At 67.4% G+C, this 12223-nt stretch carries 10 protein-coding genes; 4 read left to right on the top strand and 6 right to left on the bottom strand.

The genetic code is table 11. From position 1 onward, the window contains the following. Positions 1–34: 34 nt before the first annotated feature. The 4 genes from DES44_RS09120 to DES44_RS09105 are packed head-to-tail and all read right to left on the bottom strand — an operon-like array spanning position 35 to position 4727. Positions 35–1000, bottom strand: a complete 966-nt coding sequence (locus DES44_RS09120; protein ID WP_058934671.1) for an ABC transporter permease — start codon at positions 998–1000, stop codon at positions 35–37. Further along, entirely contained in the window at positions 993–2132 is a 1140-nt protein-coding gene (locus DES44_RS09115; protein ID WP_058934670.1) for an ABC transporter permease, read from the bottom strand. Before DES44_RS09115 ends, DES44_RS09120 begins: the two co-directional genes overlap by 8 nt. Further along, positions 2129–3730, bottom strand: coding sequence for an ABC transporter ATP-binding protein (locus DES44_RS09110; RefSeq protein WP_058934669.1), 1602 nt, complete (start codon positions 3728–3730; stop codon positions 2129–2131). Before DES44_RS09110 ends, DES44_RS09115 begins: the two co-directional genes overlap by 4 nt. A gap of 16 nt (positions 3731–3746) precedes the next feature. Next, the gene (locus DES44_RS09105; protein ID WP_310732355.1) at positions 3747–4727 is read right to left on the bottom strand and encodes a BMP family lipoprotein; all 981 of its coding nucleotides are present in this window, start codon (positions 4725–4727) and stop codon (positions 3747–3749) included. A gap of 415 nt (positions 4728–5142) precedes the next feature. Between DES44_RS09105 and DES44_RS09100 the strand changes: the two genes are divergently transcribed. From DES44_RS09100 to DES44_RS09085, 4 genes are all read left to right on the top strand, one after another. After that, positions 5143–5445 carry a FeoA family protein gene (locus DES44_RS09100; protein ID WP_058934667.1) on the top strand — a complete coding sequence of 101 codons (303 nt, stop codon included), beginning with the start codon at positions 5143–5145 and terminating at the stop codon, positions 5443–5445. Next, positions 5438–7324 (top strand): ferrous iron transporter B, encoded by a 1887-nt coding sequence (gene feoB, locus DES44_RS09095; RefSeq protein ID WP_058934666.1) that lies wholly within the window; start codon positions 5438–5440, stop codon positions 7322–7324. Before DES44_RS09100 ends, feoB begins: the two co-directional genes overlap by 8 nt. 226 nt (positions 7325–7550) lie before the next feature. Next, the gene (locus tag DES44_RS09090) at positions 7551–9449 is read left to right on the top strand and encodes a DUF885 domain-containing protein (RefSeq protein WP_058934665.1); all 1899 of its coding nucleotides are present in this window, start codon (positions 7551–7553) and stop codon (positions 9447–9449) included. A gap of 48 nt (positions 9450–9497) precedes the next feature. Beyond that, positions 9498–9746 (top strand): SlyX family protein, encoded by a 249-nt coding sequence (locus DES44_RS09085; protein ID WP_058934664.1) that lies wholly within the window; start codon positions 9498–9500, stop codon positions 9744–9746. A gap of 87 nt (positions 9747–9833) precedes the next feature. On the opposite strand, the gene DES44_RS09080 is transcribed toward DES44_RS09085, so the two are convergent. Further along, complete coding sequence (locus DES44_RS09080) at positions 9834–10538, bottom strand: glutathione S-transferase N-terminal domain-containing protein (RefSeq protein WP_058934663.1); 705 nt, start codon at positions 10536–10538, stop codon at positions 9834–9836. A 66-nt stretch (positions 10539–10604) separates the two neighbouring features. Further along, positions 10605–12050 carry a cytochrome-c peroxidase gene (locus tag DES44_RS09075; protein ID WP_083525497.1) on the bottom strand — a complete coding sequence of 482 codons (1446 nt, stop codon included), beginning with the start codon at positions 12048–12050 and terminating at the stop codon, positions 10605–10607. Positions 12051–12223: the final 173 nt, after the last annotated feature.

Raw genomic sequence — 12223 nt, 5'->3', positions numbered from 1 at the left:
GACGGACAAGCCCTCGAGCATGCCGGGCCGCCGCTCAGCGTTCCTTCACATACGGCTTGCTCAGCGCCTTCGGCGCCACCGCCTGGCCGATGAAGCCAGCCAGCAGGACCACCGTCAGCACATAGGGCAGCGCCTGGATGGCCTGCACCGGCACTTCGCCGATGCCAGGCAGCGAGACGCCCTGCAGCCGAATGGCGATGGCATCGAGGAAACCGAACAGCAGGCAGGCGGCCAGCGTCGGCAGCGGTTTCCACTTGCCGAAGATCATCGCAGCCAGCGCGATGAAGCCACGACCCGCCGTCATGTTGGGCGAGAACGAAGCGTTCTGCGCCAGCGTCAGGTAAGCGCCGCCCAGGCCGCACAGCAGGCCATTGAGCATCAGGGCGGTGTAGCGCAGACGCGGCACCGACACGCCGGCGGCATCCACCATCGCCGGGTTCTCACCGACGGCCCGCAGGCGCAGGCCCGGACGGGTGCGTTCCAGGAAGAACCACACCACCAGCACCAGCGCAAAGGCCAGGTACACCAGCAGGTTGTGGCTGAGCAGCCCGTGGCCGATGACCGAGCCGACCCAACTGCCGGGCACCGGTTCCGCGAACTGCGGCAGCAGGCCGGTCAGGCGCTGGCTGGCGTCGATCGGCGGCGTCTGTCCCCCTTGGGCAAACCAGGCAATGCCCAGCACCACGGTCAGGCCGGCGGCGACCATGTTGAGGGCCACGCCGGAGACGACCTGGTCCCCGCGATGGGTCACGCAGGCAAAGCCGTGCAGACCCGACATGGCACAGGCCACCAGCATGGCCGCGCCAATGCCCAGCGGCGCGGAATGCGTGACGCTGGTGACGGCCGCGGCCGCAAAGGCGGCGGCCAGCATCTTGCCTTCCAGCCCGATGTCCACCACGCCGGAGCGCTCGCACAGCAGACCCGCCAGGGCCGCGAACAGCAGCGGCGTGGTGACGCGCAGCGTCGAGGCCAGCACCGACCCGATCAGCACCTCATCCATGGGTTGTCCCCTCAACAGCCGCGCTGCGGGCGCGGCGGGTCAGCATCGTGTAGAGCCGGGCGAACATCGGGGCGCTCACCATGGCCATGGCACCGGCGAAGAGCACGATCAGGCCCTGGACGGTCACCACCATCTCGCGGCTGAAGCCCGGCACCTCGAAGGACACTTCCACGCCGCCCTGGTAGAGCACGCCGAAGAGCAGCGACGCCAGCACGATGCCCACCGGATGGTTGCGGCCCATCAGCGCCACCGCAATGCCGGTGAAGCCGGCGCCGGCCACGAAGTCCAGCGTCAGTTTGCCCTGCACGCCGGCGATTTCATTGATGCCCACCAGGCCCGCCAGCGCGCCGGACAGGCCCATGGCCGCGAGCACCTGCCAGCGCGGACGGATGCCGGCATAGTGCGCGGCATTGGCATTGGCGCCCACGGCGCGCAGCACGTAGCCGGCGCGGCTGCGCCACAGGAACCACCACACGAACACGCAGGCCAGCACGGCCAGCACGATGGACAGGTTCAGCGGCGACGACGGCAGTTCCCAGCCGAAGCGGGCAGCCAGTTCATGCAGGGCCGGCATGCGGGCCGAGGGCGCGAAGTCCGAGCTCTCCACCGACATCGAGCCGGACGGGCGCAACCAGTTCACCAGCAGGTAGCCGTTCAGGCTGGCCGCCAGGAAGTTGAACATGATGGTGGTGATGACCACATGGCTGCCGCGCCAGGCCTGCAGGTATCCCGGCACCGCGGCCCACAGCATGCCGAAGGCGGCGGCCGCCAGGATGGCCAGCGGCAGCATGATCACCGCCGGCAGCTTCGGGCCCAGCCACAGCGACAGCAGCGCCACGCCGATGCCGCCCAGCGTCGCCTGCCCTTCCCCGCCGATGTTAAAGAGGCCGCCGTGGAAGGCCACGGCCACGGCCAGGCCGGTGAAGATGAAGGTGGTGGTGTAGTAGAGCGTGTAGCCCAGGCCGCGGGCGCTGCCCAGTGCGCCTTCCAGCAGCACGGTCAGGGCCTGCAGCGGGCTCGCGCCGATCAACAGCACCACGCCGCCGGCCACCAGCAGGGCGATCAGCAGGTTCCACAGCGGCAGCAGCACCAGATCCATCCAGCGCGGCATTTGCAAGGCTTGGCTACTCATGAGGAGGCTTTCGCGGCAGGGGCGCCCGAGGGCGTGTCCGCGCGGTCAGGGGTGGCGGCCATCAGCAGGCCCAGGGTCTTTTCGTTGCACTGCTCGATGCTGAGCTCGCCGGTGATGCGGCCGGCATTCATCACCACCACGCGGTCGGCCAGGGCCAGGATCTCGTCGAGTTCACTGGAGACCAGCAAGATGGCGCAGCCGGCGTCGCGCAACTGGCGCAGCCGGTTGTGGATGAATTCGATCGCGCCAATGTCCACGCCGCGGGTCGGCTGGCCCACCAGCAGCACCGCCGGCTGCTGGCCGATCTCGCGCGCCAGGATGAGCTTTTGCTGATTGCCGCCGGAGAACTTGGACGAGCCCAGTTCCGCATTGCGCGGGCGGACGTCGAAGTCCTCCATCATGCGGGCGGTCTGGGCGCGCAGGTGGCGCTGGTTCATGGCCAGGCCCAGCGGGCCGGCGCAGTACTGGTCCTGCTCGTGGTAGCCCAGCGCGGCGGTTTCCCAGGCGGGGAAGCTCAGCACCATGCCCAGCAGGTGGCGGTCTTCCGGCACATGGGCCAGCTTCAGGTCGCGGGCGGTGCGCGGGTCCAGCCAGGTGGCGGGACGGAAGTCGCGCCCGGCCAGGTGCATCGAGCCCGCATCGGGCGCGCGCATGCCGGCCAGCACTTCCAGCAGCTCGCTCTGGCCGTTGCCCGAGACACCGGCCACGCCGACGATCTCGCCCGGGCGCAGGGCCAGCTGCACATTGGTGAGCAGATGCACGCCGGCGCCGCTGGCCACGCTCAGGCCTTCGGCGCGCAGCACCGGCTGGTCCGACTGCGGCTGGGCGGCACCACCGGCCCGGCCCAGGTTGACCTTGCGACCGACCATGCTCTCGGCCAGGTCCTCGGGGCTGGTGTCGCCGATCGGCGTGGTCTTGACCACCGCGCCGGCACGCATCACCGTGACCGCGTCGCACAGGGCCATCACTTCACGCAGCTTGTGGGTGATCAGCAGGATGGTCGTGCCGCGCTCGCGCAGACGCCGCAGCACGTCGAACAGCTGGTCGGTTTCCTGCGGCGTCAGCACCGCCGTCGGTTCGTCCAGGATCAGGATGCGGGCGCCGCGGTACAGCGCCTTCAGAATCTCCAGCCGCTGCAGCTCGCCCACCGGCAGGTCGGCCACCGTGGCGTCCAGCCGCACATGCAGGCCGGTGTCGCGCATCAGCGTTTCCAGGTCCTTGCGCACCTGACGCTTGGCACGGGCGAGGAAGAAAGCCGGCTCCGCGCCGAGCATGACGTTGTCCAGCGCGGACAGCGTGTCCACCAGCATGAAGTGCTGATGGACCATGCCGATGCCCAGGGCAATGGCCTGATGCGAATTGGCAATCTGTACCGCCTGGCCATTGATCTCAATGTGGCCCTCGTCGGCATGGTAGTAGCCGTAGAGGATGGCCATCAAGGTGCTCTTGCCGGCACCGTTCTCGCCGACCAGGCCATGCACCGTGCCGGGCATGACCGAGAGGCTGACCGAGCGGTTGGCCTGCACCGCGCCGAAGCGCTTGGAAATGTCGCACAGGCGTACCGCGGGCGCGGGTCCGCCGCGTGAGGACTCTGTCATGGTGAACGCCAGGGAATCAGTTCTTGCAGGCGTTGTCGGCCATGTAGTCGGCCACCTTGATCTTGCCGGCAACGATGTCGGCCTTGTAGCCGTCCAGCTTGGCCTTCACCGCCGGCGAGATCAGCTTGGCATTGTCCTGGTCCAGCGCGTACTCGACGCCGCCTTCCTTCAGGCCCAGCACCAGCACGCCCGGCTTCCATTCCTTCAGCACGTTGTAGACGGCCACGTCCACCCGCTTGACCATCGAGCTCAGCATGGTGCCGGGCTGCAGGTGGTTCTGGTTGCTGTCCACGCCGATGGCGAACTTGCCGGCGTCCTTGGCGGCCTGGTAGATGCCCACGCCGGTCCCCCCAGCGGCAGCGAAGACCACGTCCACGCCCTTGGCAAACTGGGCCTTGGCCAGCTCACCGCCGCGGGTGGGGTCGTTCCACGCGGTGGCGGTCGTGCCGGTCATGTTCTTGAAGAGCTCGACCTTGGGGTTGGCGGCCTTGGCGCCCTGCTCGTAGCCGCATTCAAACTTGCGGATCAGCGGGATGTCCATGCCGCCGATGAAACCGACCTTGCCGGTCTTGCTGGTCAGCGAGGCCAGCGCGCCCACCAGGAAGCTGCCTTCCTGTTCCTTGAACAGCACGGACTGCACGTTGGGCTGGTTGACCTTCTCGTCGATGATGACGAACTTGGTCTTGGGGAAGTCCTTGGCCACCTGGTTCAGCGCCGAGGCCTGCGCAAAACCCACCGAGATGATGGGGCTGGCGCCCCGCTCGGCCATGCGGCGGATGGCCTGCACGCGCTGGGTTTCGTTGCTGATCTCGAATTCGAAATACTTGCCGCCGGTGTCGGCCTTCCACTTCTCGACGCCGCGGTAGGCGGCCTCGTTGAAGGATTTGTCGAACTTGCCGCCCATGTCGAAGATGACCGCCGGCGTGGTGGCTTGCGCCAGCGCCGTGCCGGACACCAGTGCCAGCACCAGGCCGGACATGAGCGAGGAAAGCGACATGGAAGGCTTCATTGCAGTCCCGATTCAACGAGGGAAGAGTCCAAACACAAGCCCGTCAGCATGCACGATCCGGGCCATCCCGCTGCCAAAGACCTTATCAACCGTGGCGCACGGACGGTGGCCGCAGGCGCATCGGTGGGGCAGCAGGAGGGGAGCGGAAGACAGGTGCCGGCTGGACGGAGCGGGGCGGATTTTAAGGATCGCGGAGTGTAGACGAGTCTAAGGAAAACGCTAAACGTTTGCGGCCCCTGGCGATCTGGGGCGCGGGCTCTAAACGGGGTCGCGCCGCGGACCGAGCGCCAATCGCCCAGCTCTTGCCCGCCAGGGTCCCCAAGCGATTCCGCAGAGTTGAGAATTACTTTCATTTAGAATTGTCACTTCGCCAGCTCTTTCGGCTCGCCTGGATTCCCAACTCATGAGCGCTGTCCCGATCCCTACCCTCGCCCACGCCGCCATCGGCCAGGCGCACCGCGTCAAGGCGCTGCAGGCTCCCGCCTACGCGCCGGAATGGAAGCAATGGCTGGAAGAACTCGGCTTCGTGGCCGGTGAACATGTGGCCGTGCTGGCACGCGCTCTGCCGGGGCAGGACCCGCTGGTGGTGCGCATCGGACAGTCCACGTTCGCACTGCGACGTGCGGAGGCAGACTGTGTCCATCTGCTGGGGATGGATGAGGATGCGTCGTGCATCGCGCCGCTGAACGGAGCCCCGCATGCGTGAGGCCGTGATCCACGTCCACCCCGCTGGCCCGTTGCTGGCCCTGGTGGGCAATCCCAACTGCGGCAAGACCGCGCTCTTCAACCGCCTCACCGGCAGCCGCCAAAAGGTCGCCAACTATGCGGGCGTGACGGTCGAGCGCAAGGAAGGCCGGCTGCGCACCGCCGCCGGCAAGCTGCTGCGCGTGCTGGACCTGCCGGGCACCTACAGCCTCTATCCGCGCTCGCCGGACGAGCGCGTCACCGTGGATGTGCTGGCCGGCCGCGCTCAGGGCGAAAAGCGCCCCGACCTGGTGGTGTGTGTGCTCGACGCCACCAATCTGCGCCGCAATCTGCGCCTCTTCTTTGCCGTGCAGCGTCAGGGCGTGCCCTGCGTGGTGGCGCTGAACATGTCCGACCTGGCGGCCCGTCGCGGCATTCAAGTGGACACGCAGCGTTTCAGCCAGTTGCTGGGCGTGCCGGTGGTGCGCACCGTGGCCACCGATGGCCACGGCCTGGATGAGCTGCGCGCGGTGCTGGACCAGCCCGAGACCTGGCAGGCCGCCGATCCCCTGCAGGCTGCGCAGCCCGGCGAGGCGGCGGAAGGCGACGACCAGCAACGCATCACCACCATCCTGCGCGAGCTCAAGCTCGACAGCCACCAGGGCGAGCTGCCCAGCGACAAGGTGGACCGCATCGTGCTGCATCCGGTGCTGGGCCCGATCATCCTGGCGGTGTTGCTGTTCTTCCTGTTCCAGGCGGTGTTCTCCTGGGCCGAGCCGCCCAAGGACGTGATCGAAGGCGGCATTGCCTGGCTCGGCGAGCGGGTTGGCGCCCTGCTACCGGAAGGCTACTTCCGCAGCCTGATCGTGGACGGGTTGATCGCGGGCGTCGGCTCGGTGCTGGTCTTCCTGCCGCAGATCCTGATCCTGTTCTTCTTCATCCTGATCCTGGAAGAGTCCGGCTATCTGCCGCGTGCCGCCTTCCTGCTGGATCGGATCATGGGGTCGGTGGGCCTGTCGGGCCGCAGCTTCATCCCGCTGCTGTCCAGCTTTGCCTGCGCCATTCCCGGCATCATGGCCACCCGCTCGATCGCCAATCCGCGCGACCGCCTGGTGACCATCCTGATCGCGCCCTTGATGACCTGCTCGGCCCGCCTGCCGGTGTATGCGCTGCTGATCGGCGCCTTCATTCCGGAGCGCACCGTCTGGGGCGGCATCGGCCTGCAGGGGCTGGTGTTGTTCGCGCTCTACATGGCCGGCATCCTCGCGGCCATGGGCGTGGCCTGGGTGCTCAAGCGCTTCACCAGCAGCGGCCGCCAGGTGCGTCCGCTGATGATGGAGCTGCCCAGCTACCACTGGCCGCATGGCCGCAGCATCGCCATCGGCCTGTGGCAGCGCACCGAGATCTTCATCAAGCGCGTGGGCACCATCATCCTGGCGCTGACGCTGCTGCTGTGGCTGCTCTCCAGCTTCCCGGCACCGCCGCCGGGTGCGACCGGCGCGCCGATCGAATACAGCATCGCCGGCATGCTGGGCCGTGCGCTCGCGGTGGTGTTCGAGCCGATCGGCTTCAACTGGCAGATCAGCCTTGCGCTGGTGCCGGGGCTGGCGGCGCGGGAGATCGCGGTGAGCGCGCTGGGCACGGTGTATTCGCTGTCCGCCACGGCGGAAGATGCCGCCCAGGCCCTGACGCCGCTGATCGTGCAGACCTGGAGCCTGCCGACCGCCTTCTCGCTGCTGGCCTGGTATGTGTTCGCGCCGCAGTGCCTGTCCACCATTGCGGCCGTCAAGCGCGAGACCAACGGCTACAAGATTCCCGCGATCATGCTGGGCTACCTGTTCGCGCTGGCCTATCTGGCCTCGTGGCTCACCTTCCGCATCAGCACCTGGCTGATCGGATAACGCTGGCTCGGAGGCTTCTACCCGCGCCTGCGGGCCTCCGGGCCTCCGCTTCTCTGCCCCTCGCGCCTGCGCACCGGTCATCGCTTCGCCGCACGGCGGGGCGATGATCGCCGCATTGACGGCCAAGCTGGGGTTCACGCGCTTGGCACCGACCACCCCGTCGTTATGCTGGCGCCCCATGACTGCCCCCACCCTCCTCCGTCTGGGCTCTCGCGCGCGCTGCGGGATGCCGTCCCTGTCTCCGACCCGATCGCTGCTGGCCACCGCCGCGCTGATGACCGCAAGCGTCTTCAGCGGCGTGACGCTGGCCGCCGGCCTGCCGGATGTTGCGGCCCAAAATGCCGCCGAACGTGCGGCCGAACATGCGGCCGAACGTGCAGCCCCCGGCGCGGCGTCCGCATCGGCAGGCACGGCCAGCCCTTCCCGGCCCCTCCCCTCGTCCGCCGCGGACAAGCGCTTCCAGCGTCTTGCCCATGACTTCATCGAAGCGCTGTGGCGCCTGGACCCCGATGCCGCCGTGGCCGCAGGGCGCTATGAATTCGCGGCCCGGCTCAACCTGCCCGACAACAAAAGCCGCGCGGCCCAGCTGAGCTTTGTGCGCCAGTGGCTGCAGCGCTTCGAAGCGGTGCAGGCCGCGTCCCTGAGCGCGGCGTCCCGCACCGACCTGGGCCAGTTGCTCAACAAGCTGCGCAGCGACCAGTTCGCCCTGACCGAACTGCGCGAATTCGAATGGAACCCGGCCTCGGTGAATGTGGCGAGCCTGCTCGACCTCATCCTCAACACCGACTATGCCCCGCTGCCCCAGCGGCTGCGCGCCCTGTCCAGCCGACTGGCGCAGGTGCCGGCCTACTACCAGGCGGGCGCCGCCAACCTGAACCATCCCACGCTGGAGCACACCCAGCTCGCCATCGACCAGGCCCCTGGCGTGCTGAGCGTGCTGGAGGACATCCAGAAAGCCGCCGACAGCGATGCGGCCAAAGGCCTGAGCAAGGCCGAGCGCCAACAGCTTCAGCAGCGCCTGGCCGCCGCCCGCGCTGCCGTGCAGGGCTGGCGCAGCAGCCTGACGCAGACGCTGGCCACGCTCAAGGCGGATGGATCGGCGCGCAGCTTCCGTCTCGGCCAGGCGCTGTACGAGAAAAAATTCGGCTACGACATCCAGTCGGCCCACAGCGCCGAGCAGATGTACCAGAAGGCCCTGGCCGCCCGCGAGGAACTGCTGACCCGCATGGACGGCCTGGCCGATCAGCTGTGGACGCAGACGCAGGGCGACGCCCCCAAGCCCGCCGACCGTTTTGCCAAGATCGGTGCGGTGATCGGCACGCTCTCGGCCCAGCATGTGAAGCGGGAGAACTTCGTGGCGGAGATCCGCGCCCAGATCCCGCAACTGGAGCGCTGGATCGTGGACCACGACCTGCTCGTCATGGACCCCAGCAAGCCGCTGATGGTGCGTGAGACACCGGTCTACCAGCGCGGCGTGGCCGGCGCCGGCATCGAAGCCCCCGGCCCGTATCGGCCGCAGGACCGCACCTACTACAACGTCACGCCGCTGGACGACCTGACCGACGAGCAGGCGGAAAGCACCCTGCGCGAGTACAACCACTGGATCCTGCAAATCCTCAACATCCATGAAGCGGTGCCGGGCCACTACACGCAGCTGGTGCATGCGAACAAGTCACCGTCGCTGGTGAAGGCGCTGTTCGGCAACGGTGCCATGGTGGAAGGCTGGGCGGTGTATGGCGAGCGGATGATGCTGGAGTCCGGCTACGGCAACCAGGCGCCCGAGATGTGGCTGATGTACAGCAAGTGGAACCTGCGCAGCGTGACCAACACGATCCTGGACTACAGCGTGCACGTGAAGGGCATGACGCAGGAGCAGGCGCTCGATCTGCTGATGCGCCAGGCCTTCCAGACCGAGCGGGAAGCCCGTGAGAAGTGGCGCCGGGTGCAACTGACCTCGGTGCAGTTGACCAGCTACTTCAGCGGCTACGCCGACATCATGGAACTGCGCGAGAAACGTCGCCAGGCGCTGGGCGATCGCTTCAAGCTCAAGGACTTCCACGAGGAATTCCTGAGCTACGGCAATGCGCCGGTGCCGGTGATTGCGGAGCTGATGTCGCAGCGGTGATGCGGTGATCCGCGGCGCGGTCGAGGCAATGATGTTCCAATCCTGGCCATGAGCCAGGAATTCGAACCCTCATCCGTCCCCGAGACCGCTGCCCAACTGGAGCAGCGCATCACCGAGCTGGAGATCAAGGCCAGCTTCACCGAAGACCTGCTGGACACGCTCAATGCCCAGGTCGCCTTGCAGCAACAGCAGATCGAGGCGCTGGTGCGCGAAATCACCCAACTGCGGCGCCAGATGCCCGACGGACGCGGCGACGGCCCCCGCAGCCTGCGGGATGAACTGCCGCCGCATTATTGAGATCGAGGCGAGCGCCCCGTCAAAGTCGCTTGACGAAGCCGCTCGCCGATGTCGCTGGGCACCCGCGCGCGGACCGCATGAACCCGCTCAGGTCCGTGCGGGAGCATTCAGCCCCCGCTGCACCGCATCCCGTGCCAGGAAGGCTTCCAGCACACGCTGCACATCCTTGAACTCCGACAGGCCGACCAGATCACCGGCCTCATAGAAGTGGGCCAGCGTGTTGACCCACGGCCAGATGGCGATGTCGGCAATGGTGTAGTCGTTGCCCATGATCCAGCCGCGGCCGGTCAGGCGGTCGTTCAGCACCTTCAGCAGCCGCTTGGACTCGGCTACGTAGCGGTCGCGAGGGCGCTTGTCCTCGAAGTCCTTGCCCGCGAATTTGTGGAAGAAGCCCAGTTGGCCAAACATCGGGCCCACGCCGCCCATCTGGAACATCACCCATTGCAGCGTCTCATAACGACGCGCCGGATCGGTGGGCAGCAACTGCCCGGTCTTCTCGGCCAGGTAGATCAGGATGGCACCGGACTCGAACAGGGCCAGCGGCTCGCCGCCCGGGCCTTGCGGATCGAGGATGGCGGGAATCTTGTTGTTGGGGTTCAGCGACAGGAATTCCGGCGACAGCTGGTCATTCGTCTGGAAGCTCACCAGGTGGGCTTCGTAAGGCAGCCCCACCTCTTCCAGGAAGATCGAGACCTTCACGCCGTTGGGCGTCGGCAGCGAATACAGCTGCAAACGGTCGGGATGCTGCGCGGGCCATTTCTGGGTGATGGGGAAGCGGGACAGATCGGTCATGGTGCGAGAAGGAAGCAATGATCGGTCGATTGTGACCAACGCAGCAAAAGCGTGCAGAGGGTCCGGTCAAGGCCTTGCAGGTCCAGCATCCATCGTCGCATCCCTTCTGCTCGTGGCGCTCATGGCGCTTGTGTCCCTTGTGGCGCTCATGGCGTTCATGGCGCTCTCAGCGCTTGCGGTGGAGACGCTCCCGCCGTTCTTGCCCGTCCCGCGCTCCGCCGCCTTCGGAGCATCGGTCAAGGTCTTCAGAAAGGCCACCACGTCCGCGATGTCCTGCTCGCTCATCGTGGCCCGGCCGCCCGGCTGCCCGCCAAAGGGCACCTCCCGGTTGACGTTGGCGTGATAGGCCGGTGGCAGGTCATCGAACTTGCGCACCCGCCCCTTGGCATCCCTCGGATACCAACGCTCCGGATGCACGTCCCGCTCAGCGTAGAAACGCACGGCTTGATCCAGCCGCGTCATGCTGCCGTTGTGGAAGAAGACCTGTCGCGTGGCCACGTTGCGCAAGGACGGCGTCTTGAAGCGGCCACAGTAGTCCGCATGCTGCGTCAGGTCCTGGCGCAGAGGACCGCACAGCCCCAGGTCGTACCAGTCGGCCTGACGGTTGGCCGGGATGGCAGGGTTGCGGGGCACGCCCAGGGCGATGTGGCCCATGTCGGTGAACAGCGGAAAGGCGCCGCGCTTGATGTCGCTGATGTGGCAGGACGCGCAGTTGCCTCGGGTGGCGTCATTGAAGACCCGCAGCCCGCGGCTTTCCGCTGCCGTCAGCGTGACCTTGCCGCGCAGGTAGTCGTCATAACGGCTGCTGAAGGGTGCGAAGTCGCCGGGGCTTTGCTGAAAGACTTCCAGCGCCAACACCAGGCCCTTCCACCCAGTCGCCGTATCGTCCAGGACCTGCGGACCGAAGGTGGCGCGCATCGCCGACGCGGACGGGGACGCCGCCAGCCGTTTCACCACCTCGCCACGATCGCGGTTGGCCATCTCGAACGGCGACAGCAGCGGTGCCTGCGCCTGTTCATGCGCCGAGCCGGCGCGACCATCCCAGGCGAAGCCGCCAGTCGGCCCCTGGTCTTCGGCGTCATTGCCGTCGTTGTCGAAGAAGTGCTCGCTGAACGGGGGCGTGGTCTGCCGGTACATCAGCGACGGCACCGCGCGCAGGCCCGGCACGCCCTGCGCGCCCGCGCCGCCCCACTGAACGGCGCGGCCGTTGGGAGGCCCGTAGGCATGGGCCGGATCGTGGCAGGACGCGCAGGACATGCGCCCGCTGGCCGACAAGGCCGTCTCATGGAAGAGCTGCCGGCCGAGCTCGGTCAATTCGGCGGGGCTTGGATTGCGCTGGAAGGTGCTTGCGTAGAAAGGGGTCGCAGGTGGGTCCACCTTCGCCACCTGCGCGCTTGCCGCAATGGTCGGCCGCGTCGCGCCGTCATGCACAGCGGCCCAGGCCGCCCGCACGTGGAACACCGTTGGTACGCCCAGCAGCAGCACGAGAGCCAGCGCGGAAACGGGCCACATGCCCGTCCCCACGGGCCGACCCACGACACCCCGCCACAGCCCCACCACACCTCGAAGACACAACGATGACACGCTCACAGAGAAACCTCACAGACACAGCCGACACATGTCGAGCAACACAAGGATTCGGAAACACAACAGGCCTGGCAGGCCCGTGCGCGCTTGCTGTGTAC

The organism is Roseateles depolymerans, assembly GCF_003387155.1.
Classification (GTDB): Bacteria; Pseudomonadota; Gammaproteobacteria; order Burkholderiales; family Burkholderiaceae_C; genus Roseateles; species Roseateles depolymerans.
This window is presented reverse-complemented; position numbering and strand designations above follow the sequence as displayed.

Bases quoted from the DNA above. Each gene is read 5' to 3' on its own strand.
- DES44_RS09120 (WP_058934671.1), bottom strand. From the start codon at position 1,000: ATGGATGAGGTGCTGATCGGGTCGGTGCTGGCCTCGACGCTGCGCGTC.
- DES44_RS09115 (WP_058934670.1), bottom strand. From the start codon at position 2,132: ATGAGTAGCCAAGCCTTGCAAATGCCGCGCTGGATGGATCTGGTGCTG.
- DES44_RS09110 (WP_058934669.1), bottom strand. From the start codon at position 3,730: ATGACAGAGTCCTCACGCGGCGGACCCGCGCCCGCGGTACGCCTGTGC.
- DES44_RS09105 (WP_310732355.1), bottom strand. From the start codon at position 4,727: ATGTCGCTTTCCTCGCTCATGTCCGGCCTGGTGCTGGCACTGGTGTCC.
- DES44_RS09100 (WP_058934667.1), top strand. From the start codon at position 5,143: ATGAGCGCTGTCCCGATCCCTACCCTCGCCCACGCCGCCATCGGCCAG.
- feoB (WP_058934666.1), top strand. From the start codon at position 5,438: ATGCGTGAGGCCGTGATCCACGTCCACCCCGCTGGCCCGTTGCTGGCC.
- DES44_RS09090 (WP_058934665.1), top strand. From the start codon at position 7,551: ATGCCGTCCCTGTCTCCGACCCGATCGCTGCTGGCCACCGCCGCGCTG.
- DES44_RS09085 (WP_058934664.1), top strand. From the start codon at position 9,498: ATGAGCCAGGAATTCGAACCCTCATCCGTCCCCGAGACCGCTGCCCAA.
- DES44_RS09080 (WP_058934663.1), bottom strand. From the start codon at position 10,538: ATGACCGATCTGTCCCGCTTCCCCATCACCCAGAAATGGCCCGCGCAG.
- DES44_RS09075 (WP_083525497.1), bottom strand. From the start codon at position 12,050: ATGTGGCCCGTTTCCGCGCTGGCTCTCGTGCTGCTGCTGGGCGTACCA.